The sequence below is a fragment of the Xanthomonas theicola genome, from assembly GCF_014236795.1.
Lineage (GTDB): Bacteria > Pseudomonadota > Gammaproteobacteria > Xanthomonadales > Xanthomonadaceae > Xanthomonas_A > Xanthomonas_A theicola.
In genome coordinates, this window is record NZ_CP049017.1 from 1,191,520 (window position 1) to 1,215,137 (window position 23,618).

Below are 23,618 nucleotides of genomic sequence, written 5' to 3' on the forward strand. Positions count from 1 at the left end.
GTCCGCACCGCCACCGCGCTACCTCGCCTGCGGCACGGCGCCGCCGGCGGTACGCGCACTGGCGCGCGGCGCCGGCGACCGGCACTGCGGTCGTTCCCGCTCGCGGCGCCGCTCGTTCAAGGCGGCGGCACCTTGTCCAGCAGCGCGGCGACCAGGCGGTCGCCATCCCAGCCTTCGGCGGTGGCCTCGTAGCTGGGCAGCACGCGGTGGCGCAAGACGTCCGGCGCCACCGCGCGCACGTCGTCCGGGGTCACGAAGTCGCGGCCACCGAGCCAGGCGCGCGCACGCGCGCAGCGCTCCAGCGCGATCGAACCGCGCGGGCTCGCGCCCCAGGCGATGCGCCGCGCCAGCGCCGCGTCGTAGCCGCTGGCGTCGCGCGAGGCCAACACCAGTTCGATCAGGTAGCGCTCCAGCGGCGGCGCCATGTGCAGCGACAGCACCGCGCGCCGCGCGGCGAACACGTCCTCCAGCGGCAGCCGCGGCGGCGCGGCCTCGCCATGGTCCAGGGTCTCTCTAGCGCGCGCGCGCGCCAGGCGCAGGATCTCGGCCTCGGCGGCGGCCTCCGGATAGCCGATCCGCACGTGCATCAGGAACCGGTCCAACTGCGCTTCAGGCAGCGGGAAGGTGCCCTCCTGCTCGATCGGATTCTGCGTCGCCATCACCAGAAACAGCTTCGGCAGCGCATAGGTATGCCGGCCGACGGTGACCTGGCGCTCGCCCATCGCCTCGAGCAACGCCGACTGCACCTTCGCCGGCGCGCGGTTGATCTCGTCGGCGAGCAGGATCGGATGGAAGATCGGCCCGGGCAGGAACTCGAAGCGGCTTTCCTGCGGCCGCCACACCTCGGTCCCGGTCAGGTCGGCCGGCAACAGGTCCGGGGTGAACTGGACGCGGGCGAAATCCGCTTCCAGCCGCGACGCCAGCACGCGGATCGCGGTGGTCTTGGCCAGGCCGGGCGCGCCTTCGACCAACAGGTGGCCGTCGGCGAGCAGCGCGACCAGCAACCGCTCCACCAGCGCGGACTGACCGACGATGGTTTCCGACAGGCCGTCGCGCAGCGCGAGGAAGGCCGCGTGCAGGCGTTGCTGCTCGGACGCGGCGGGAGGGGGGGCGAGGCTCGAGGGCGTGGTGTTCATGCGCCGAGTTTGACCTATCGGCGGCGAAATGGTTCTACCAATGCTGAGACCGGCGCCGGGGGAATTCAGACTTTCCTCATCGGCTGCACAAACGGCGACGGGAGAAGCCAAGGCCGCTCCCGTCGATCGCGCGACGCATCGCAGGCGAACGGGCGGCGCGCGCGCCGCGTCGTCGCTGCCGGCGGCGGCTCAGCCGGCGCGCTTGGCCACGCGCATCACCTTCGGCGTCACGAAGATCAGCAGCTCGGCCTTGCTCTTGCTGCGGCCACGCTTCTTGAACAGATTGCCCAGGAACGGGATATCGCCCAGGAACGGCACCTTGGAGATGCTGTTGCGGTCGCTGAATTCGTACACGCCGCCGATCACCACGGTCTGGCCATCGTCCACCAGCACCGCGGTATTGATCTCGCGGCGGTTGATTTCCGGGATGGTGCCGTAGCCTTGCAGCGTCACGAAGCGCTCGACCTCGTCTTTCTTCACGTTCATGTTCAGGAAGACGCGGTTGTCGTCGGTGATGGTCGGGGTGACCTTCAGCTCCAGCAGCACTTCCTTGAACTGCACGTTCGGCGTCGCCGCGGTACCGGCGGTGCCGCCGGTGATGGTGACATAGCCGATTTCCTTGCCTTGCTTGATCACCGCCTCGCGCTGGTTGGAGGTCACGATGCGCGGGTTGGAGATGACTTCGCCACGGCCTTCCTCCTGCAGCGCCGACAGCTCCAGATCCAGGTTGAAGTTCGATCCAAGCAAGGTATAGGCCAGGCTCGGCAACGACGTCGCATTGGTGAAGGTGGTCCCGCTGAGATCGACATTGAGCCCGCGCGTGGCCGACGTATTGCCACCGGTCGCGCCACTGCCGATAGTGGCGGTGTTGCCGCCGTAGGCCTTGGTACCGCCGATGCCGAACTTGGCGCCCAGGTCGCGGGCGAAGGTATCGGTGGCGATGACGATGCGGCCCTCGATCAGCACCTGGTCGACCGGCCGGTCGATCACGTTGATCAGTTCGCGCATCTGCGCGATCTTCTTCGGGATGTCGCTGATCATCAGCGTATTGGTGCGCTCGTCGGCGACGATGCGACCGCGCGGCGACAGGAAGCCGTTGTCGGTCTGACCACTGCCGCTGCCTCCGCCACTACCGCCTCCGCCGCCACTGCCTCCGCCAATGCCCTTGGCCTCGGTCAGCGCCTTGAAGATCGTGGAAGCGCTGTGGTAGTTGATCTGGATGTAGTCGGTGGTCAGGTCCTCGCGGTTCTCGATCGCGATCCGCGCGTCTTCCTTGTCCTGCTCGAACTTGGCCAGTTCCTGCTGTGGGGCGACCCAGACCACGGCGCCGTCGCGGCGCTTGTCCAGGCCCTTGGCGCGCAGCACGATGTCCAACGCCTGGTCCCACGGCACGTTGACCAGGCGCAGGGTCACGCTGCCCTGCACGGTGTCGGAGGCGACGATGTTGAGGTTGGATTCCTCGGCGATCAGCTGCAGCACCGTGCGCACCGGCACGTCCTGGAAGTTGAACGTCACCGGGCGCCCGCTGTAGCCGCGCGCGGCGACCTGCGCGGCCGCCTGGCTGACCGTGGCCGCGCTGACCGCGCCTACCGCCGGGGTCGCGGCGCGCGGCGAGATCTCCACCACGTACTCGTTGCCAGCCTGGTAGGCCAGCGACTCGAACGCGCCTTTGGTGCTCAGCACCAGTTGCGTGCCGCCGGCGTACGGCTTGGCGTCGATGCGCTGTACCGGGGTGGCGAAGTCGATGACGTTGAGCGGACGCTGCAGCTCCGCCGGCAGCGACGCGTTGCCGACGTCGACCACCACGCTGTTGCCCTGGGTGCGCAGGTCCGGGCTCGCGCCCTGGCCGCTGAAGCGCAGGATCAGCCGCCCCGCATCGCCGTCGCCGCGCTTGAAATCGATCTTCGACACCGCGAGTTTGGCCGGCGCCTGGACCGGCGCCGGTGCGGCCGCTGGCGCCGCCGGCGTCGCCAGTGCCACACCCATCGCGGCCGAGCTCGCCAGCATCGCCAACCCCAATGCGCATCGCCGCACCGTCGCGTAGCGCCGGATAGGACGCAGGCTCAGGGCTTTGGAAAAAGTCATCGTGCTATCCCCATAATCAATCATTGATCGTCCAGCGCCACGGCGGCCGGACGTTCCAGCCAACCGCCGGCGCCATCCGGCACCAGTTCAATCACATCGATGCGATCCTCGTGCACTCCGGTCACGCGGCCATCGCTCTGTCCCAGGTACACGCCGGGCCGGACCCGGTAGGTCACCTTGTCCGGCGCCATCACCAGCGCCACCTGGCCCGCGCCGCTGCCGAGCGTGCCGACCATGGTCAGGCTGTCCAGCGGGAACTGCTCCAGCGGTTCCTTGCGCCGGTTCGGGTCCGGGCGCAGGCCGTTGTTGCCGTCCGGGTTCGCCCAGGCATCGCTGAAAGGATCGCGCATGCCCTGCGCCGCGTACTCGAAGGTCTCGAACTGCTGCATCACCGGCAGCGGCTCCAGCGGCTGCGCCGGCCGCGCCCGCACTTCCTTCACCCAATTGTCCAGGTTCGGCGCATCGCCCGGCGTGCTGTTCACGCCACGGCCGCATGCGCCGAGCAGCAACGCCAGCGCCAGTCCGGCCGCACCCCCGAATGCCTTGCCATGCCGGTTCATACGCCACCGCCCTGCTTGGATCCCTTCTTCGCCTCGGCCTCCTGCTCGGCCATTTCCTTGTCGTCGAGGTAGCGGTAGGTCTTCACCGTGCCGGACAGTTCCAGCTCGCCGCGCGCGGTGATGCCGGTCGCCTTGTCGCGCGGCTTCAGGTTGATGTCGTGCATGGTCAGGATCACCACTCGCGGCAGCGACGCCACGCCGCTGACGAAGGCGCCGAACTGGTGGTAGCTGCCGACCATGCGCAGCGCGATCGGTTTTTCCGCATAGAACTCCTTCGGCGATTCCGGTCCTGGCTGGAACAGCTCGTTGGCCAGGCCGCTGGACAGCGCAGTCTGCGAGATGTCGATGATCAGGTCGGGCATTTCGGTCTTGCTCGGCAGTTGCCGCAGCATCTGCTGCAGCACCTGCTCCATCTGCGCCAACTGCTGTTTCAGCGGCTGCAGGTTGACCGCGCGGCTCTGCTCCTTCTCGAACGAGGCGCGCAACTCGGATTCCTTCTGCTCCAGCGACCCCAGTTCGTCGCGCTTGGCACCGATCAGCAGGAACCACGCCAGGATCAGAATGAACAACGCCAGCAGCACGCAGAAGCCGACCTTGGCCTGCTGCGGCCAATTGCCGATGTTGTTGAAGTCCAGTTCTTTCAGGTTGATTTTCTTGCTCATGACGCCGGTCCCTGTTGCGCTGGCGTGGCGGCAGGCGTGGGCGCCGCGGCCGGCGGCGTGGCGGGTGCGTTGGGTGCGGGCGCGGGCGTCGCCGCGGACGTCGGCGGCGTGGCGCCAGCCGGTGCCGGTGTTTGTGGCGGTGCGGGTGCCGCAGCTGGCGCGCCCGGCGCCACCTCCGCCGTGTCGGCCGGCACCGGCAGCTTGACCCTGAGGGTGAACACGTAGGGCAACGCCTTGGCGTCGGCGATCGGCCCCTTGACGTCCTTCTCCTGTGCCTTGGCCTCGATGACCGACAGCTCCGGGTTGGTCATCCAGCCCGAACCCTCAAGGTTGCGCATATAGGCGCTGACCCGCGCATTGGACTGCGAGCGCCCTTCCAGGGTCAGGATGTCGCCTTCCTGCTTGACCGCGGTCAACACCACGCCGTCGGGGATGGTGCGCACCAGCGAGTCGAACAGGTGCACCATCTGCGAGCGCTTGGCCTGCAGTTCCTCGATGACCCGCTTGCGTGCCAGCAGGCGCCGCTTCTGTTCGTCGAGTCTGTTGATTTCCGTGTTCTGCGCCTTGACCTTCTCGATCTCCGCTTGCAGATAGGCGTTGCGCTCGTTCTGCCCGGTGACCTGGCTGTCGTAGTAGAACCAGATCAGCAAGGCCAGCAGCACGCCGCCCAGCGCGGCCAAACCCAGCATGGTGTAGAACTCGCGCTCGCGCTGCTTGCGCCGCTCCGCCCGCCAGGGCAGCAGATTGATCCTTGCCATCAGTCGAAGCTCCTCAGCGCCAGGCCGGTGGCGATCATCAGCGCCGGCGCGTCCTGGGCGAGTGCATGCGCCTGAACCTTCGGCCCCAGGGTCATCTGCGCCAGCGGGTTGGCGACCACGGTCGCCACCCCCAGTTGTTCCTCGACCATCTCCGGCAAGCCGGCCAGCGCCGCGCAGCCGCCGGCCAGCACGATGTGGTCGACCCGGTTGAATTCGCTGCCGGCGTAGAAGAACTGCAGCAAGCGGCTGATCTGCTGCACCGTCGCCTCCTTGAACGGCTCCAGCACTTCGACCTCGTAGCTCTCCGGAAGCCCGCCCTGGCGCTTGGCCATGCCGGCTTCCTCGTAGGTCAGGCCGTAGCGGCGCATCACTTCGTCGGTCAGTTGCTTGCCGCCGAACACCTGCTCGCGGCTGTACAGGCTGCGCCCACCGCGCAGCACGTTGAGCGTGGTCATGCTGGCGCCGATGTCGACAAGAGCGACGACGCCATCGGCCGCCACCGGCAGCTCGCTGGCCACCAGCACGAACGCGTTCTCCACCGCAAACGCCTCCACGTCCATGACCTTGGCGACCAGCCCGCCGAGTTCCAGCGCCGACTGGCGCAGCTCGACGTTCTCCGAGCGCGACGCGGCCAGCAGCACCTGCACCATCTCCGAGTTGTTGGGGATGCTGCCCAGCACCTCGAAATCCAAGTTCACTTCGTCGATCGGGTACGGGATGTAGTTCACCGCCTCCAGCTCGACCTGCGCTTCCAATTCGTTCTCGTCGAGTTCGGCCGGCATCGGGATCAGCTTGGTGATCACCGCCGAGCCGGCCACCGCCGCCGCGGCATGCCTGGCCCGGGTGCCGGAACGGGTCACGGCGCGACGGATCGCCTCGCCAACGGCCTCGACCTCGACGATGTTCTTCTCGACCACGGCATTGGGCGGCAGCGGCTCCACCGCGTAGTGCTCTACGCGGAACCGGTTGCCGCTACGCGACAGCTGCAGCAGTTTGACCGCGGTCGAACTGATGTCGACACCGATCAGCGGTTGCTGACTCTTTGGGATAAGCCGCACAGATTTTCCCCTGCCGACAGGCACTTGGACGACAATGTTGCGTCCGCGCATTAATAACGAATTTTTTGCAGCTGGCAACCACCTGGGGCATGTCGTGACCCGTGTCACGGCGTGTCCTGTGGTAGAAAACCATTCGCTTCCCCGGAACCAGCCGCAGCCGTTTCCCGGCGTACTCTATACTCTGCGCCAAGAAATCTGCAATCGGAATCTCTCTCGATGCCCCGTCTTCGTCGTTGGCTGCGCTGGGCGCTGGTCATGTTCGTCGTCCTCGCCCTGGCCGGAGCCGCCGCCGCCGGCGGGCTGTACTACGCGGTCTCCTCCAAGCTTCCCGACGTGCAGACGCTGCGCCAGGTGAAGCTGCAGGAACCGATGTACGTCTATGCCAGCGACGGCAAGCTGATGGCCCTGTTCGGCGAGACCCGGCGCTATCCAATCACCATGAAGGACGTGCCCGAACGGCTCAAGCAGGCATTCCTGGCCACCGAGGACGCGCGCTTCTACCAGCACGGCGGGGTCGACTACAAAGGCATCGCACGCGCCGTGTGGCTGCTGGCCACCACCAACGATAAGCGCGTGCCGGGCGGGTCGACCATCACCCAGCAGGTCGCCCGCCAGTTCTTCCTGAGTTCCGAGTACAGCTATACCCGCAAGTTGGCCGAGATCCTGCTGGCGCGCAAGATCGAGGCCAAACTGAGCAAGGACGAGATCTTCGAGCTGTACCTCAACAAGAGCTTCTTCGGCAACCGTGCCTACGGCGTGGCCGCGGCGGCGGAGTACTACTACGGCAAGAAGCTCAACGAACTGAGCCTGGACGAGATGGCCTCGCTAGCCGGCATCCCCAAGTTCCCGTCCAGCGGCAACCCGGTCAGCAATCCCGAGCGCGCCAAGCAGCGCCGCGACAACTACGTGCTCAGCCGCATGGCCGCCCTGGGCTTCATCACCCCGGCCGAGGCCGAGGCGGCCAAGGCGGTGCCGATGCACGCCGCCCCGCACGAGCGCCCGATCGAGGTCGAATCGCCCTACGTGGCCGAGCTGGTGCGCCAGGAGATGATCGCGCGCTTCGGCGGCGACGTGCTCGACAAGGGCTACCACGTCACCACCACGATCGATACGCAACTGCAGGGCGCCGCCAACCATGCGGTGCGTCAGGGCCTGGTGATCTACGACCGGCGCCATGGCTGGCATGGCGTGGAGCAGCATTTCGAGGTGCCCGCCGACGCCGACGCGGCCGCGCTGGCCGCGCATTTGTCCGGCACCTACGCGCAGGGCGGCATGCTGCCGAGCATCGTCGCCGCCACCGCCACCGCCAGCGATGGCAGCGCCACCGTGGTCCTCGCCAACAAGACCGAAGTGGTGCTGCCGACCGCGTCCAGCCGCTGGACCGGGCGCAGCCCCGCCGCGCTGCTCAAGCGCGGCGATCTGGTGCGTATCCAGGCCGGCGACAAGCCGGGCGAGTGGGAAGTCACCCAGCTGCCGCGCGGGCAGTCGGCGCTGGTGTCGCTGGACGCCTCCAACGGCGCGCTGCGCGCCCTGGTCGGCGGCTTCAGCTATGCCGGCAACAAGTTCAACCGCGCCACCCAGGCGCGGCGCCAGCCGGGCTCCAGCTTCAAGCCGTTCCTGTACGCGGCCGCGTTCGAGAAGGGCTTCAACCCGGCCTCGATCGTGCTCGACGCGCCGGTGGTGTTCCGCGACCGCCGCGGCAAGACCTGGTCGCCGCAGAACGACGGCGGCGGCTTCCGCGGCCCGATGCGCCTGCGCGAGGCGCTGGTGCAGTCGCGCAACCTGGTGTCGGTGCGCCTGCTCGACAGCATCGGCGTGGACTTCGCTCGCAAGTACATCAGCCAGTTCGGTTTCCAGGAAGCCGAACTGCCGCCCAACCTGTCGATGTCGCTGGGTACCGCGTCGCTGACCCCGCTGTCGGTGGCGCGCGGCTATGCGGTGTTCGCCAACGGCGGCTCGCGGGTGACCCCCTGGATCATCGACAAGATCACCGACCGCGACGGTAATGTGCTGTTCCAGGAGCATCCGCCCACCGCCTGCCGCAGTTGCGGCAGCGTCGGCGCCAGCACCGCCCCGGCCAGCCAGGTGGTCGACGGCTTCAACTTCGGCGCCGCCACGCCGCCGCCGGCCGCCAAGCCCGCCGCGGCGGCGCCGGCGGCGATCGAAACAGCGAAGACCGACCCCGAGGCCAAGGTGGCGCCGCGCGCGATCGACGAGCGCATCGCTTATCAGTTGGTGTCGATGATGCGCGATGTGGTCCAGCGCGGCACCGGCACCCCCGCCAAGGTGCTGGGACGCGAGGATGTCGGCGGCAAGACCGGCTCCACCAACGACCATCGCGACGCCTGGTTCTCCGGCTTCGGCGGCCCTTACGTGACCACCGTATGGGTTGGCCGCGACGACTTCCGCTCGCTCGGCTACCGCGAGTACGGAGGCAGGGCGGCGCTGCCGATCTGGATCGACTACATGCGCGTGGCGCTGCAGGACAAGCCGATCGCCGGCAACGACCCGCCGGCCGGCATGGTCCAGGCCACGCTCAACGGCGCCACCGAGTGGATCAAGGTCGAGGACATGGATCGCATCCAGGAGTTCGACAACGACCTGCAGGACCAGAAGACCGACGATGCGGCGTTCGATATTTTCTGACGGCCGCGAGACTTAGAACCTGTTCATGATCTTTCCCGGGTAGTGCAAACTCTGCGGACGCGCACAAAGACGTATCCGAGTGACATGAGCCGGGAGCGGTTCGAGCAGATCCGCTCCATTCTGGAGCAGGCGCGCAAGCGTACCAAGCCACGGACCGTGGATCTGTAGGACGTGTGGTGCGCGGTGCTGTACCTGCTGCGCACCGGCTGTCAGTGGCGAGCGCTGCCCAGCGACTTCCCGAAGTGGCGCACCGTGCACTGCTACTTTGCCAAGTGGAGCGAACCAGACGATGAAGGAGTGAGCCTGCTGGAGCGGGCGCTCAAAAAATCAGGTTGGCGCGGCCCGCCAGAGACAGGGGCGCAACGCTTGCAGCACGTTCTTGATCGTGGACGCACAGAGCGTGAAGAACACGGACACGGCCGGCCAGAAGGGTTATGACGCGGGCAAGAAGGTCTCGGGGATCAAGCGTCGCATCGCCGTCGATACCCAAGGCCTGCCGCATGCGGTCGCGGTGACGACGGCGGAAGTGACCGACCGCAAAGGCGCGCTCCAATCCCTGGATCGTTGCAAGCCGAACCTGGGACACGTGCAAAGCCTGTTGTGCGATAGCGGCTATACCGCAGAACCATTCGCCGAAGGCGTACGAGAGATCCTGGGCAAGCAAGTCACGGTGCAGATCGCCAAACGCAGCGAACTGCACATCTTCAAGGTCATGCCCAAGCGCTGGAGCGTCGAACGCAGCTTTGCGTGGCTGGAAAAGAACCGAAGGCTATGGAAGAACTGCGAGCGCAAGCTCAACGCCAGCTTGCAGTTCATCCACCTGGCATGCCTGACACTACTACTCAAAAGATCGTGAACAGATTCTTAGAGCCTGTTCAAAGTCTGCTCGACTTATCCGATCCTATGGATGAGGAGAGCCCGTGCGCGAACAATGCCTGTCGGCATGGCGCCTGCTGGCCGTAGCGCTCCAGAAACGCCGGCAGACTCAGGCCGGCCTGGAACCGGATCAGGTACTTTTTCCTCCCCATGGCACCGGCCTGTTGTGGATCAGACAGATGCAGCTTTGCAGACGCCTGGACCAAGGGATGCGACTGATGGGGAATCAGGAAAGACTTTGAACAGGTCTCAGGAGCGGGGACTTGGGACTCGGCGGGTCCCGGTGCCGAGGCGGCGATGCTGGCGGGATCGCCACTGGGCGGACGCCGGGTCGCCGAGGCCGGTCGAGCGGACGGCAGCGCCTGTCCCGCGCGTTAACCGCGCTGCATGCCGGCGTCACCGCGCTGTTGTACAGTCCAGGCAGGCTTTGAGGGAGGCGGCACCATGCATCACGCTCGGCAACATGCCCAGACCCGCACCCACGAACGCCGCCGCCGGCTGGCCCACGAAGCCGCTCGGCTGATGGCCGAGGGCGGCATCAGCGACTTCCACCAGGCCAAGCTGAAAGCGGCCGACCGGCTCGGTATCCACGACGATGCCTCGCTGCCGCGCAACCGCGAGATCGAGGACGCGCTGCGCGAGCATCGGCGCCTGTTCGCCGGTCCCGATCACGCCGGCAGGCTGCGCCTACGGCGCGAGGCGGCGCTGCGCGCGATGGACTTCCTGCGTGGGTTCGCACCGCGCCTGGTCGGCGCGGTGCACGACGGCACCGCCGATGCCAACAGCCCGGTGCAACTGCACCTGCACAGCGACGACGCAGAAGCGGTGGCGCGCTTTCTGGAAGAACACCGGATCCCGGCCGAATCGCGCACGCGCCGGCTACGCCTGGACCGCGAACGCAGCGAGGGCTTCCCGGTGTGGCTGTTCGCCGCCGAGGAGCTGACCTTCGACCTGACCGTGCTGCCCTACGATGCGCTGCGCCAGGCGCCGCTGTCGCAGGTCGACGAAAAGCCGATGCGGCGCGCCTCGGAAAGCCAGCTGCGGCAGCTGCTGGCCGAGCAGGACATCGCCGGCTACCGGCAGCACCGCTGAGCGTCCTCGCGCACGGGTTCTACCCTGTTATCACGGACACTGACGAGAAGGCCGATGCGGCCGATGAGGAGTGTTCATGTCGAAGCGAAGAAAGTTCAGTGTGGAGTTCAAGCGTGGTGCGCTTGAACAAGCTAGCCAGCCGGGCGTCAGTTGTGCACAGGTGGCTCGGGAGCTGGGTATCCGTGACAACCTGTTGACCCGCTGGAAGCGTGAGGCCACAAGCCGAGGCAACGGTGCCTTTGCTGGCGCGGGCACACCACGCGATGAGGAGCTGGTGCGTCTGAAGCGTGAACTGGCGCGGGTGAAGAAGGAACGGGATTTTTTGCGCGAAGCGGCGACGTTCTTTGCCAAGGGATCATCCTGAGGTATCAGGTGATCGAACGTTGCCGCCATGCGTTTCCGATCCGGCTGATATGCCGTTGCCTGCGGGTGTCGGCCAGTGGTTATTACGGTTGGAGCCGGCGCTTGCCGAGTGCCCGCCAGCGCGAGAACGAGCGCCTATCATGCCGCATCCGTGAACTGCACGAGGATAGCCGGTGCACGCTAGGTGCTGGTCGAATGCACGAAGACCTGGCCGATGAAGGCCAGCGGGTCGGCTTGAACCGTGTGGCTCGGTTGATGGCCGTTGATGGCTTGCAAGGTTGGCCCCGCCCGAAGCGTCGGGGGATGCGAGCCCGGCCGGCACTCACTCCGCCGGGCGTGCGCAACCGGCTGGAACGGGACTTCACCGCTCTGGAGCCGGATAGCAAATGGGTCACCGACATCACCGAGATCAAGACCGGGGAAGGCAAGCTCTATCTATGCGTTGTCTTGGACCTGTTCGACCATCGGGTGGTGGGCTGGTCCATGCATCATCGGCAAGATCGGCAGATGGTGATCCGGGCCGTGCAGACGGCTGTATGGCAGCGACAGGGCGACGAACCGGTGATCTTGCATTCGGATAGAGGCAGTCAGTTTCGAAGCGGTGACTATCAGACGTATTTGCTGACCAACACCCTGGTGTGCTCGATGAGCGCCGTGGGTCACTGCGCAGACAACGCCGCATGCGAGGGCTTCTTTGGCCTGCTCAAGCGCGAACGGATCTACCGCATGACCTATCCGACACTCGATGCGGCAAGAGCCGATGTGTTCCAATACATCGAGCGGCGCCACAACCCAAGGATGCGGCGAAGGATTGACAGAGAGGATTTGAAGTTTTCCACCCTTTCACAACCGGCCGTGATTTCGGGGTAGAACCCGATCCACGGTCCGTGGCTTGGTACGCTTGCGCGCCTGCTCCAGAATGGGGCGGATCTGCTCGAACCGCTCCCGGCTCATGTCACTCGGATACGTCTTTGTGCGCATCCGCAGAGTTTGCACTACCCGGGAAAGATTGTGAACAGGTTCTAACAAGTGGTCGGGGAGACAGGATTCGAACCTGCGACCTCTACGTCCCGAACGTAGCGCTCTACCAGACTGAGCTACACCCCGAAGGAGCCGCACATGATACGGGGGGCGCCCGCATTCGGCAAGATCCTTTGCGGAAAGATTTCAGTCGGCGGCGTCCTTGGCGGTGCCCTCGCGCGCCTCGAACCACATGCCGTTGAGGATGGCGGCGGTGGAGGCCAGGCCGACACCGAGAATCCAGGCGAAATACCAAATACTGCGATCTCCTATGCGATCGGGGTGAACGCGCTCACTACGCGCTGGGGTTGTCGTCCATCGAGGCGACGGTGACCTTGCCCTTCAGCACCCGGTACACCCAGATGGTGTAGGCGAGGACGATCGGCAGGAACACCACAGTGGCCAGCAGCATGATCCACAGGGTCAGGCGGCTGCTGGAGGCGTCCCACACGGTCAGGCTGGAGCCGGGCTGGCTGGAGGAGGGCAGCAGGAACGGGAAGAGCGCCAGGCCCACGGTGAGGATGATGCCGGCGATCGCCGTGCCCGAGGCGATGAACGCCAGGCCGCCGCGCCGCCTGCGCAGCAGCGCCGCGCTCAGCAGCAGGCCGAGCAGGCCAGCCACCGGCGCCAGCGCGGTCGGCGGCATCGCTTGGTAGTTGTGCATCCAGCCGCCGACCTCGCCGAGCACCGCGGTCTTCAGCAGCGGGTTGGTGGCGCCGTCGGTGACCGTCTGCGAGCTCACCGCGTAGCCGGGCAGACCCATCGCCACCCAGATCCCGCCGATGGCGAACAGCGCGCAGGCCAGTAGTGCCGCCACGCTGCCGTACCGAGCGGCGCGCTCGGCCACCGGGCCGTCGGTCTTCAGCACCAGCATCGCCGCGCCGCGCGCCACCAGCATGCTCACGCTGAGCAGGCCGGCGAGCAGCGCGAACGGCATCAGCAGGCCGAAGAAGGCGCCGGTGTAGAACACCCGCAGCGTGTCGTCGAAGTGGAACGGCAGCCCCAGCATCACGTTGCCCACCGCCACGCCCATGATCGGCGCCGGGATGAAGCCGCCGAGGAACAGCGCCCAGTCCCAGCCGTTGCGCCAGCGCTGGCTGGGCAGCTTGCCGCGGAACTTGAATCCGACCGGGCGCAGGATCAGCGCGAACAGGATCACGAACATGGCCAGGTAGAAGCCGGAGAAGCTGACCGCGTACAGCGGCGGGAAGGCGGCGAAGATCGCACCGCCGCCGAGGATCAGCCAGACCTGGTTGCCTTCCCAGACCGGGCCGATGGTGTTGACCACCAGCCGCCGTTCGGTGTTGGTCCTGGCCACGAACGGCAGCAGCGCGCCCACGCCCAGGTCGAAACCGTCCATGACCGCGAAGCCGATCAGCAGGATGCCGGGCAGCAGCCACCAGATCACGCGCAGCGTGGCGTAGTCCAATGCAATGAAGTCCATCGTCATTCTCCTGCCGGGATCAGCGTTGGCCGGCCGCCGCGGTGGCGGCAAGGGGCGCGGCGGGGCGGGGGGTCGGCTGCAGCAGGGCGGGCGGATCGTCCGGGCCCTTGCCGATTGCGTTGAGCAGCAGCTTGATCTCGACGATCAGCAGTGTGGTGTAGATCGCCACGAAGCCGGCCAGGGTGATCAGGATGTCGTGCAGGGCCAGGCCGGAGGCGGCGTAGAAGGTCGGCAGCACGCCTTCCACCGCCCACGGCTGGCGGCCGTACTCGGCGACGAACCAGCCGCATTCGATCGCGATCCACGGCGCCGGCAGGGTCCACAGCGCCAGCGTCAGGAACCCGCGCTTGTCCTCGAATTTGTGCTTGCACGAAAACCACATCGCCGCGACGAAGAAGGCGATCAGGTAGAAGCCCAGGCCGGCCATGATCCGGAACGTTCAGAACAGCGGCGGCACGCGCGGCACGGTGTCCAGCGCGGCCTTGCAGATCTCCTGCGGCGTGGCGTTGAGGATGTCGTCGCGGTAGCGCTTGAGCAGCAGGCCGTGGCCCAGGTCCTGCCAATGGCGGTCGAACACCGCGCGCGCCTGCGCATCATTGCGGTTGGCCTTGAGCCGTTCCAGCGCGCCGTAGGCGATCTGTCCGCCGCGGATGCGATGCTCGGCGCGCTTGACCAGTTGCAGAATGCCGGACACCGGCGTGTTCAGCGAGCGCGTGGCGACCAGGCCCATCAGGTACGGCACCTTGATCGGGTAGTCGTTCCTGCCGGTGGTCTGGTCGGGGATGCCGAAGGCGGTGAAGTCGGCCGGGGCCTGCTCGGTCTCCCACATCGCCTCGATCGCGGCCAGCTTCATCTTCTGGTGTTCGTTGGCGGCGTAGCCGCTCTCGTCGCCGAGCACCACCACCGACAGCGAGGAGGCCAGGCCGAACGCGGCGGCCACCGCGAACGAGCGCCGCGCGACGTCGCGGTGTTTGCCGCGCAGCAGGAACAGCGCGCTGATCGACATCACGAACACCGCGCCGGTCACGTAGCCGGCGCTGACCGTGTGCGCGAACTTGGCCTGCGCCACCGGGTTGAACACCACCGCCATGAGTCGACCACTTCCATGCGCATGGTGTCCGGGTTGAACACCGCGCCGGTCGGGTTCTGCATCCAGCCGTTGGCGATCAGGATCCACACCGCCGACAGGTTGGTGCCCAGCGCCATCAGCCAGGTCACCATCAGGTGCTTGACCGGCGAGAGTTTGTTCCAGCCGAAGAAGAACAGGCCGATGAAGGTCGCCTCCAGGAAGAACGCCATCAGCCCCTCGATCGCCAGCGGCGCGCCGAAGATGTCGCCGACGTAGTGGCTGTAGTAGGACCAGTTCATGCCGAACTGGAATTCCATCACGATGCCGGTGGCCGCGCCCATCGCGAAGTTGATGCCGAACAGCACGCCCCAGAACAGCGCCATGCGCCGCCAGACCTCCTTGCGGGTCATGACGTACACGCTCTCCATGATCGCGATCATGAAGGACAGGCCGAGGGTGAGTGGGACGAACAGGAAGTGGTACATGGCGGTCATGGCGAATTGCAGCCGCGACAGCTCTATGACCGTGGTGTCGATCATGGCTGTGCCGCCTTGTGGAAAATGTGCATCTGGGGGGCCGGGTGGCGGTAGGTTGAGCGCGATCTTCCGCTTCCGCCGCGCGTTCGGCCTTGATCCAGATCAATGACTACGCCGGCCGGCGCCTGCATCGTGGCGGCGCCCGGCGGCTGCGACTCGGGATGCCGCCTTACAATGGCGACCCGTTCGTCGCGCCGAGCCCATTTTGACCGATCCTGCCGAGCCGTCCGCCTCGCCTGCCGAGTCGCCGCAACTGCGGCGGCACCGCGTGCGCTGGCTGGCGTCGCTGGCCGCGGCGGTGCGTGGCCGCCAGCGCGTGGCGGCGGTGGCGATCAGCCTGTCCGGCGCGCTGCTGATCGTGCAGTCCGGCGCGATCGCCTGGTTGCTGCAGGCGCTGTTGGTGGAGCGCCGCGACCTGCAACAGGCGCTGCCCGCCTTCGCGCTCCTGGCGCTGATGCTGGCGCTGCGCGCGCTGCTAGGCGCCTGCGCGCAGCGCGCCGCCGGCGAGGTGGCCGACGCAGCGAAGCTGGAGCTGCGCCGCCGCGTTTACCGGCGCCTGCTGCAGCGCGGCCCGCTGTGGCTGCGCGGGCAGCGCAACGGCGAGTTGGGCGAACTGCTGCTGGCGCACGGCGATGCGTTGGACGGCTACTACGCCGGCTACCAGCCGGCGCGGCTGGAAGTGAGCGTGGTGCCGTTGCTGATCGTGCTGGCGGTGGGCTGGAGCGACTGGGTGGTGGGCCTGCTGCTGCTGTGCACCGCGCCGCTGGTGCCGATCTTCATGATGCTGGTGGGGTGGGGCGCGGAAGCGGCCGGGCGCCGCCAGTTGCGCGAACTGGCGCGGATGGGCGGGCAGTTCGCCGACCGGCTCAAGGGCCTGGGGCTGCTGCGCCTGTACGGCCGCGGCGAGGACGAACTGCGCGGCATCGCCGCCGCCGCCGAGGGCGTGCGCCAACGCACCTTGAAAGTGCTGCGCATCGCCTTCCTGTCCTCGACCGTGCTCGAGTTCTTCGCCTCGGTCAGCGTGGCGATCGTGGCCATGTACCTGGGCCTGAGCTACCTGGGCATGCTCGCGCTGCACGCCGCGGCGCCGAGCCTGGGCGTGGGCGTGTTCTGCCTGCTGCTGGCGCCGGAGTTCTACGCGCCGCTGCGGCGTCTGGCCGCGCACTACCACGACCGCGCCAACGCGCTGGCGGCGGCGGCCGAGGTGGAGCGCCTGCTCGGCGAGTTGCCGGATGCGGCGGCATCGGCGCCGCTGCCTGGGTCGTCGCTCGCTGCGGCGGCGCCGTCTGCGACGTTGGAGCCGGTGTTGCCTGCGATGCCTGCTTCTGCGATGCCAGCAGAGCCTAATGTGCCCACAGTGCCTGGAGTACTTTCAGCAACGCCCGCAGTACCTGCGGTGCCCATGGCAATGGCGATGCCAGCGGCTCCCGTGCAGACGCTGCTGCGCGCCGAGGGCCTGACGCTGCGGCCGCAAGGCGCGCGCTGCGCTGCGCTGCGCGATCTGTCCTTCAGCCTGCAGCCTGGCCAGCGCCTGGCCCTGGTCGGGCCCAGCGGCAGCGGCAAGAGCACCTTGCTCGAAGCGCTGGCGGGCTGGCTGCCGCCGCATGCCGGCCGCCTGCAACTGCGGCCCGGCCTGCGTGTCGGCTACGCCGGGCAGCGCCCGTACCTGTTCCACGGCAGCATCGCCGACAACTTGCGCCTGGCCGATCCACAGGCCAGCGCCGCGCAGCTGCACGCCGCGGCCGAGGCGGCGCAGGTCCTGCGCTTCGCCGCGCGGCTGCCGCTGGGCCTGGACACGCTCATCGGCGAACGCGGCTTCGGCCTGTCCGGCGGAGAGGCGCGGCGCATCGGCCTGGCGCGGTTGCTGCTGCGCGATCCGCAACTGCTGCTGCTCGACGAACCCACCGCGTTCCTCGATCCGGACACCGAGGCGGAACTGCTGCGCACGTTGGCCGCCTTCAGCCAGGGCCGCAGCGTGATCGTCGCCACCCACAGCGAGGCGGCGATGCGCTGGGCCGGCCGCGTGCTGCGGCTGCCCGCGCGCAGCGCGGCGGACGCCGCGACCGGAGCCGCGCCGTGAGCGGGCCGGCGCGCGACGGTCTGCGCAGCGTGTTCGCCCGCCACTCCGGCCGCCTGCTGCTGACCGCGCTGTTGCTGTTGTGCACGATGCTGGCCGGGGCCGGCCTGCTCGGCCTGTCCGGCGGCTTCCTGACCGCCGCGGCGCTGGCCGGTGCGGCCGGCATGGGCAGCGGCTTCAACTTCTTCTCGCCCTCGGCCGGCATCCGCGCGCTGACCTTCGCGCGCATCGCTTCGCGCTACGGCGAGAAGCTGGTCGGCCACGACGCCACCTTGCGCATCGCCCGCGACCTGCGCGTGTGGTTCTTCCGCCGCGCGCTGCCGCTGGCGCCGGCCAGGCTCGGCGCCAGCCGCACCGGCGAACTGCTGGCGCGCTTGATGTCCGACATCGGCGAGGTCGACGGCCTGGTGGTGCGCGCATTGGCGCCGTTGGCGGCCTTGCTCGGCATCGGCGTGGCCGGCGTGGCCGCGGCGGCCGCGATCTACCGGCCGGCGGCGCTGCTGCTGGCGGCGCTGGCGCTGGCGATCGGCGGCGGCGTGCCGTGGGTGGTCGTGCGCGGCGGCCGTGCCCGCGAGCGGCACCGCGCGCAGCAGCGCGAGACGCTGCGCACGCTGGCCTACGAAGGCCTGGAAGGGGCCGCCGACCTGGCCGCACTGGACGCGCAGGCCGACTGGATCGCGCGCGTGGACGCCAGCGCGCAGGACTTGCGCGCGCAGGATCGCCGACAGCGACAGCGCTTGATCGGCGGCAATGCGCTGCACGCGTTGTGCGCCGCGCTCGGGCTGCTGGCGATGCTGTGGCTGGCGCTGGGCGCGGCGCGTGCCGAACTGATCGGCGCCGAACAGGCGGCCGGGCTGCTGTTCCTGACCGTGGCCCTGCTCGAGGTCTGGGCCGGCGCCGGCCTGGCCTGGCAGGCGCTGCAGTCCGGCGGCGTCGCCGCGCAGCGGCTGCAGGCCATTGCCGGGCAGCACCCGCCGGTCGCCGACCCCGCGCAACCGCAACCGGTACCCGCCGCCGGCGAGGTGCGCTTCGACGGCGTGGTCTTCGCCTGGCCCGGCGAGACCCGGCATGTGCTCGACGGCATCCACCTGCGCATCGCGCCGGGCGAGCGCGTGGCCATCTGCGGCGACAGCGGCAGCGGCAAGACCACCTTGTCGGCGCTGCTGCTGCGGCTGTGGGATCCGCAGCAGGGCAGCGTCCGTTACGCCGGCGCGGACCTGCGCGACCTGGCCCAGGCGCAATGGCACCAACGCATCGCCTGGCTGCCGCAGGGCGCGCCGGTGTTCGCCGGCAGCGTGCGCGACAACCTGCGCCTGGGCGCGGCCGACGCCGACGACGCCACCTTGCAGCGCGCGCTGGCCGACGTACGCCTGGACGCATGGCTGCACGAGGTCGGCGGCCTGGACGCATGGCTGGGCGAGAACGGTGCGACCATGTCCGCCGGTCAGGCGCGGCGCCTGGCCCTGGCCCGCGCGCTGCTGCGCAACGCGCCGCTGCTGGTGCTGGACGAGCCCACCGAAGGCCTGGACGTGGATACCGCGCAGGCCTTGCTGCGCGACCTGACCCAGGCGCTGGGCCAGCGCAGCCTGCTGCTGATCAGCCACGACACTGTGCCCGATGGTGTCGTGCATGCGCATTACGAGATGAGCAATGGACGGCTGCTGTGCCGTCTCGGCAAGGCCAGTGTCCACTGATGTCTTCGATTTCCATGGGGCGGTCGGATGGTAATGTTAGGCCGGGCAGAGTCCCAGCTGCGCGCGCTGCCATAGAGAGAATGATGGCGGAGCGTGACCAGGTTCTCGAATGGACGCACGACGTGATACTGCCACCTGTGGATGAGACCGGATCGTCCTAGAATCCATCGACGGTCGGCTGTTCGGAAACGGCTATAGCAACAGGTTGTCCGCATGATCCGGATTGTCGGCGACAGTGGGTTGCCCATCGAAAAAAGGAGTTTCACGTATGTCTGGAAGAACGTTTGGAAGCGCGCGGGTGCTCAGCCTGGCCCGTCTGGGGCTGCTGGCCGGGCTGTCCCTTTGCAGTGTGGCCCATGCCCAGGTGCAGACCAATGATCCGCTGGCGTCGCCGCAGTGGAACCTCAACGCCATTCGTGCCCCTCAAGCTTGGTCGCTTGCGCCGGCAACCGGCAAGAAGATCCGCGTGGTCGTTCTCGACACAGGATACTCGGGGCATCCCGATGTTAACTGGGCAAAAGATGGCAGTGGCAAGGATCTGTACCGCACCAGCGCCAATGACCCTAACAACGGCAGGGAGGATGGAGAGTTTGCGCATGGAACCCATGTGGCTGGCATCATCGCCCGTACTACGCAAAACGGGCGGGGAATTGCCGGAGTGTGTCCGCAATGCGAGGTTCTATCGATCAAAATCCGGCAGGGGCTGACAGATGATTCCCTTGCGGGTGCGATCAAGAGTGCCGTTCAATCCGGAGCCAGGGTCATCAATCTGAGCCTGGCAGAGCCGAACAAGTCCTGCGCCGACTACAGGTACACCAATCGTGCAATCGCGCAGGCACATGCCGCCGGCGTCTCGATTGTGGCATCGGCGGGGAATCACAATGCGCCCGGGATACAGTACGACGGAGCCGCTTCTCCCGCATGGGTGGATGTCGGCCAAGTCAGGCCGGCTTCCTGTCCGGAAGTCATCTCGGTGGGAGCGACCGACCAGTTCAACCTAGAGGCGCCCTACACCAACGGCGGATCATCCTTGACGCTCATGGCACCGGGCGGCGGCGCGACCAGAGAGGACGGAGTGTACGGCGCTGGGATCGACGGTTGCCCCAGAGTGACCAATGTTTCGGGCAGCGTCAGCACCACGACCGTTGGTGTGCTGTCCACGTGGGCCGTGGCAAATGGCGGCGGCTTGCAGGCTTGCTACCGTTACCTGTCCGGCACTTCGATGTCGGCGCCGCATGTCAGTGGCGTGGTGGGCTTGATGCTGTCTGCCAATCCCGCGCTGACGCCCGATCAGATCAAGAACATTCTGCAAAGTACGGCAACGCCTATGGCGTGCGCCAACCAGGCCTGCGGTGCCGGCCTGCTGAATGCCGAAGCCGCGGTCAACTGGGCGCGCTCGATGGCCGGTAATGCTACGGTCGCTGGCGCATGTCGATACAACTTCGGCGACGCTTCGCTTCAGGCGGCCGCATGCATGCTGGATACAATGGACGAAGCGCCCGATGGCACAGAGACGGTCACGGCCTACGGTCATGTGTGGGAGTTCGATGCCCAGGGGCAGCCCTTGGCGGCACCAACGCCATTGAGCAGTCTGCCGGCCTACGCCAAGGGTAACGGCCCCTGCACGGTGCAATTCGTCGGGGTGGCAGGTGTGTGCGCGTTTGAAACGCGTGCAGAAGTGAACTATCCCGGGGTCGGCTACCTGGAGTCCATTACTGCATACGGCCACTACTGGAATTTCGGTGCCAACGGGCAGCCGTTCGGACCGCAGGGCGCCAGCCTGAATTCCGTCTCGCGCTATGCGGCGTCCAACGGGCCATGCTTCCAGAAGAATCCGTGCGTGTTCGGCACGCGCTCGCTGGTCGTGTTTCCCGAATGGGGCGGCCTGGTCGAGTCGGTCACCGCCTACGGCAGCTACTGGAACTGGGGCGCCAACGGCAATCTGCTCAGCTCCGGGTCGCTGGAGAGCGTGGCGCGCTATGCGCAGATCTGTGGCTACAAGTCGGCAGGCGCGGTGTGCAAGTTCGACACCCGCGAGCTCAAGAGCAATCGCCACGAGGTGATCACCGCCTACGGCCGCTACTTCGAATTCAACGGCAATACCATGATCCAGCAGAATGCGTTGGAGGCGATGAGCAGGTTCAACTGATCCTATCTTTGCGGATCGGCGAGAGCGCGGCAATGGCTTCACCGTGCTCTCGCTTCTGCACCGATTGCTCGCCGACTGTTGCTTGCGATCTGTTATGCGAGCGGCCTGCCGAGACGCATGTTCGTCGCGCGAGGTTGAGGGCGCGGCCGCGCACCGTCGCCGATTTCGCGCCGAGTACCGCCCTGGTTACATCCTGGCGTGCGCGCTGCGCGTCTACAGCGCGTCCAAAAACTGCCGCACTGCCGGCCCGAAGCGCGCGACATCGACCAGGAACGCGTCGTGTCCCTGCGGCGAATCCAGGCCCAGGAACTGCGCCTCGGCGCCGCCGGCGCGCAGGCCGTCGGCGATCTGCTGCTGTTGCTGCACCGGGAACAGGATGTCGGTGTTGGCGCCGATCGCCAGCGCGCGCTCGATGCGGATCGTGGCCAGCCCGGCGAGCACGTCGCCGCCGGCGTATTCGGCCAGGTCGAACCAGTCCATCGAGCGGCTCAGGTACAGGTAGCCGTTCGGATCGAAGCGGCGCACGAAGCGGCGCGCATGGCCCTCCAGGTAGCTTTCGACCTGGAATTCCAGGCCGAACGGATCGTCGTCGGCCTGGTCCGAATCCAGTCGCACGCGGCCGAAGCGCCCATCCCATTCCAGCGCCGAGCGGTAGGTGATGACGCCGAGCTTGCGCGCCATGCGCATGCCCGACTCCGGATACGTGGCCTCGTCGTAGTCGCCGCCGTTCCAGTTCGGATCCAGGCGGATCGCCTCGCGCTGCAGCGAGCGGATCGCGATCGAGAACGGCAAGGCCTGCGCGCTGCCGGAGATATTGATGTGGCTGTGCGCCAGTCCGGGATGCCGGCGCAGCAGCGCCAGCGCGGTCATGCCGCCCATCGAGTTGCCGATCACGCACGCCAGCCGGTCGATGCCCAGCGCGCGCACCACGTGCGCGGCGGCGTCGGCCACGTCCTCGATCGACAGTTCCGGGAAGCGCAGGCGATACGGTTGCGCGTCGTCCGGATGCGGCGAGGCCGGGCCGGTCGAGCCCTTGCAACTGCCCAGCGAATTCACGCAGATCACGAACCAGCGCTGCGTATCGATCGGTTTGCCGGCGCCGAGCATCGCCTCCCACCAGCCGGGACTGGGATCGTCGGCGTGCGCGGCGGCGTGCGCGTCCGGCGACAGCCCGGTGACGATCAGGACCGCGTTGCCGCGGTCCGGTGCCAGCGTGCCCCAGGTCTCGTAGGCGATGCGCGCATCGTGCAGCTGGCCGCCGCGCTTCATCGGGAACGGCGAGGGCAGGGCGAGGAAGCGGCTGCCGGGAGGAATGAATTCGGTCATGCGCCGATTCTAGCCGTGCCGCGGCGGACGCGGCGTGCGTTTGGATCCTGGCAGCCCCGCATCGGGCGCGAATGCATTTGCCTGCCCCGCGCGGTGCAGCAGGGTGAGGCGGCGCCCGTATGGGTGCCGTCCAGCGCACCCCTGTAGGAGCTTCAGCCGCGACGCCGGCTTCGCTACGGAAGTCTCTGTCGCCGCTGATGGTCCGAGGTCACCCAGAGCCGCTCCTGCAGGGGATCCGGGCGCTGGCGGCATGGTAGGAGGGGCTTCAGCCCATCAGCGCGAACTGAACGCTGCCATGCATGGCGGACTTTCGCCCTGCTGGAAGACAAGCAATCCGGGACCGCAGGTGAAGAGGACGGATGGGATCTGGGCACGCGGCCCGACGGCCTGCCGGAGTGGGCCGTGGTGGAGCGCCTGCTGCCTTCTGGTTGGCGCGCCGCGGCCTGGCGATGAAAAACAGGGGCGGCCGCAGCACCCGCGCGTCGGTGCTTTTGCGCATGTTGCCGATCCAGGGCGGCTCGCTGCGGGAAACGGCCCGACGCGCCGGGCAAGGTGGATTGGCCGATGTCTCGGACGTGGCCGTGCTCAAGCGCCTGCGCGGCAGCGGCCCGTGGTTGCGTTGGATGAGGCAGGCGATGATCGGGCGCCTGTCCGTGACGGCCAGGCCGGTGGCGGCGGGACGCGCCGTGAAGCGGGTCGACGCCGGTGTGGTCGGCGAGCCCGGGGCAACGGGCTCGACCTGGCGCCTGCACTCTGCCTTGGACCTGTCCCCCCTGCAGTGCGAGCAAGCCCGTGCGACTGCGCTCACATGGGCCAAGGCCGGGGCACGTCGAGGTCGCGGCGGGCGACATCCCGATGGGGGATGGTGGTCCGGCGTACCGGTCGGGCATCGGCCACGTGCCCGATCATGGCGGCGATGTGGTGTTGCGCCTGAGCGCCATGGCGTTGGAGCACCCGGGCCCGACAGCAAGCCGCTGGACCGGCTGCCGCGCCTGCGGCGCTCGCCGGTGGGGCAGGCGCAGGGTTGGCTGGCGCAAGTGCGCGATGAACATGGCCGCATCCCGGTC

15 protein-coding genes, 1 tRNA gene and 2 pseudogenes are annotated in these 23,618 nt (G+C 67.7%); 7 read left to right on the forward strand and 11 right to left on the reverse strand.

The features are described 5' to 3' along the window. Positions 1-116 precede the first annotated feature (116 nt). The 6 genes from G4Q83_RS05340 to G4Q83_RS05365 all read right to left on the reverse strand — a co-directional run bounded on the left by G4Q83_RS05340 (position 117) and on the right by G4Q83_RS05365 (position 6,259). Complete coding sequence (locus G4Q83_RS05340) at positions 117-1,136, reverse strand: AAA family ATPase (RefSeq protein ID WP_128421213.1); 1,020 nt, start codon at positions 1,134-1,136, stop codon at positions 117-119. Between the two features lie 189 nt (positions 1,137-1,325). Continuing rightward, the gene (locus G4Q83_RS05345) at positions 1,326-3,221 is read right to left on the reverse strand and encodes a type IV pilus secretin PilQ (protein ID WP_128421214.1); all 1,896 of its coding nucleotides are present in this window, start codon (positions 3,219-3,221) and stop codon (positions 1,326-1,328) included. Between the two features lie 20 nt (positions 3,222-3,241). Continuing rightward, positions 3,242-3,781, reverse strand: coding sequence for a pilus assembly protein PilP (locus G4Q83_RS05350; RefSeq protein WP_128421215.1), 540 nt, complete (start codon positions 3,779-3,781; stop codon positions 3,242-3,244). Then, positions 3,778-4,443 (reverse strand): type IV pilus inner membrane component PilO, encoded by a 666-nt coding sequence (locus tag G4Q83_RS05355; RefSeq protein ID WP_128421216.1) that lies wholly within the window; start codon positions 4,441-4,443, stop codon positions 3,778-3,780. The genes G4Q83_RS05350 and G4Q83_RS05355 overlap by 4 nt, the downstream gene beginning before the upstream one ends. Next, entirely contained in the window at positions 4,440-5,201 is a 762-nt protein-coding gene (locus G4Q83_RS05360; protein ID WP_128421217.1) for a PilN domain-containing protein, read from the reverse strand. The genes G4Q83_RS05355 and G4Q83_RS05360 overlap by 4 nt, the downstream gene beginning before the upstream one ends. Then, positions 5,201-6,259: a pilus assembly protein PilM gene (locus G4Q83_RS05365; protein ID WP_128421218.1), complete on the reverse strand. Its 1,059-nt coding sequence runs from the start codon at positions 6,257-6,259 to the stop codon at positions 5,201-5,203. The genes G4Q83_RS05360 and G4Q83_RS05365 overlap by 1 nt, the downstream gene beginning before the upstream one ends. A 216-nt stretch (positions 6,260-6,475) precedes the next feature. Here G4Q83_RS05365 and G4Q83_RS05370 point away from each other — a divergent pair, with 216 nt between their 5' ends. The 4 genes and pseudogenes from G4Q83_RS05370 to G4Q83_RS05385 all read left to right on the forward strand — a co-directional run bounded on the left by G4Q83_RS05370 (position 6,476) and on the right by G4Q83_RS05385 (position 12,106). Next, positions 6,476-8,905, forward strand: a complete 2,430-nt coding sequence (locus G4Q83_RS05370; protein ID WP_128421219.1) for a penicillin-binding protein 1A — start codon at positions 6,476-6,478, stop codon at positions 8,903-8,905. An 84-nt stretch (positions 8,906-8,989) separates the two neighbouring features. After that, positions 8,990-9,761: pseudogene (locus G4Q83_RS05375) on the forward strand (IS5 family transposase). 464 nt (positions 9,762-10,225) lie between these two features. Next, complete coding sequence (locus tag G4Q83_RS05380) at positions 10,226-10,873, forward strand: hypothetical protein (protein WP_128421988.1); 648 nt, start codon at positions 10,226-10,228, stop codon at positions 10,871-10,873. A gap of 76 nt (positions 10,874-10,949) precedes the next feature. Further along, positions 10,950-12,106 (forward strand): IS3 family transposase gene (locus G4Q83_RS05385; RefSeq protein WP_185817349.1). Its coding sequence is split into 2 segments (ribosomal slippage): positions 10,950-11,190 and positions 11,190-12,106, totalling 1,158 coding nucleotides; the frame shifts between segments, so codons are not numbered across the junction. Between the two features lie 160 nt (positions 12,107-12,266). On the opposite strand, the gene G4Q83_RS05390 is transcribed toward G4Q83_RS05385, so the two are convergent. The 4 genes and pseudogenes from G4Q83_RS05390 to G4Q83_RS05405 form a co-directional block, all read right to left on the reverse strand. Further along, a tRNA-Pro gene (locus G4Q83_RS05390) sits at positions 12,267-12,343 on the reverse strand. 60 nt (positions 12,344-12,403) lie between these two features. Beyond that, the gene (gene cydX / locus G4Q83_RS05395; RefSeq protein ID WP_128421982.1) at positions 12,404-12,514 is read right to left on the reverse strand and encodes a cytochrome bd-I oxidase subunit CydX; all 111 of its coding nucleotides are present in this window, start codon (positions 12,512-12,514) and stop codon (positions 12,404-12,406) included. Positions 12,515-12,551: 37 nt separating this feature from the next. Further along, positions 12,552-13,700 carry a cytochrome d ubiquinol oxidase subunit II gene (gene cydB / locus G4Q83_RS05400; RefSeq protein WP_128421981.1) on the reverse strand — a complete coding sequence of 383 codons (1,149 nt, stop codon included), beginning with the start codon at positions 13,698-13,700 and terminating at the stop codon, positions 12,552-12,554. Between the two features lie 19 nt (positions 13,701-13,719). Continuing rightward, positions 13,720-15,308 (reverse strand): annotated as a pseudogene (locus G4Q83_RS05405) (cytochrome ubiquinol oxidase subunit I). 202 nt (positions 15,309-15,510) lie between these two features. On the opposite strand from G4Q83_RS05405, the gene cydD reads away from it, so the two are divergent. The 3 genes from cydD (at position 15,511) to G4Q83_RS05420 (ending at position 21,225) form a co-directional block, all read left to right on the forward strand. Further along, complete coding sequence (cydD, locus tag G4Q83_RS05410; RefSeq protein WP_128421630.1) at positions 15,511-17,385, forward strand: thiol reductant ABC exporter subunit CydD; 1,875 nt, start codon at positions 15,511-15,513, stop codon at positions 17,383-17,385. Further along, positions 17,382-19,076 (forward strand): thiol reductant ABC exporter subunit CydC, encoded by a 1,695-nt coding sequence (cydC, locus tag G4Q83_RS05415; RefSeq protein ID WP_246432288.1) that lies wholly within the window; start codon positions 17,382-17,384, stop codon positions 19,074-19,076. The genes cydD and cydC overlap by 4 nt, the downstream gene beginning before the upstream one ends. Before the next feature lie 298 nt (positions 19,077-19,374). After that, on the forward strand, positions 19,375-21,225 hold the full coding sequence (locus G4Q83_RS05420) for a S8 family peptidase (protein ID WP_158255072.1): 1,851 nt from the start codon (positions 19,375-19,377) through the stop codon (positions 21,223-21,225). Between the two features lie 213 nt (positions 21,226-21,438). On the opposite strand, the gene metX is transcribed toward G4Q83_RS05420, so the two are convergent. Continuing rightward, positions 21,439-22,551 (reverse strand): homoserine O-acetyltransferase MetX, encoded by a 1,113-nt coding sequence (gene metX, locus G4Q83_RS05425; protein ID WP_128421628.1) that lies wholly within the window; start codon positions 22,549-22,551, stop codon positions 21,439-21,441. Positions 22,552-23,618 lie beyond the last annotated feature (1,067 nt).

Bases quoted from the DNA above. Each gene is read 5' to 3' on its own strand.
- G4Q83_RS05340 (WP_128421213.1), bottom strand. From the start codon at position 1,136: ATGAACACCACGCCCTCGAGCCTCGCCCCCCCTCCCGCCGCGTCCGAG.
- G4Q83_RS05345 (WP_128421214.1), bottom strand. From the start codon at position 3,221: ATGACTTTTTCCAAAGCCCTGAGCCTGCGTCCTATCCGGCGCTACGCG.
- G4Q83_RS05350 (WP_128421215.1), bottom strand. From the start codon at position 3,781: ATGAACCGGCATGGCAAGGCATTCGGGGGTGCGGCCGGACTGGCGCTG.
- G4Q83_RS05355 (WP_128421216.1), bottom strand. From the start codon at position 4,443: ATGAGCAAGAAAATCAACCTGAAAGAACTGGACTTCAACAACATCGGC.
- G4Q83_RS05360 (WP_128421217.1), bottom strand. From the start codon at position 5,201: ATGGCAAGGATCAATCTGCTGCCCTGGCGGGCGGAGCGGCGCAAGCAG.
- G4Q83_RS05370 (WP_128421219.1), top strand. From the start codon at position 6,476: ATGCCCCGTCTTCGTCGTTGGCTGCGCTGGGCGCTGGTCATGTTCGTC.
- G4Q83_RS05380 (WP_128421988.1), top strand. From the start codon at position 10,226: ATGCATCACGCTCGGCAACATGCCCAGACCCGCACCCACGAACGCCGC.
- cydB (WP_128421981.1), bottom strand. From the start codon at position 13,700: ATGGACTTCATTGCATTGGACTACGCCACGCTGCGCGTGATCTGGTGG.
- metX (WP_128421628.1), bottom strand. From the start codon at position 22,551: ATGACCGAATTCATTCCTCCCGGCAGCCGCTTCCTCGCCCTGCCCTCG.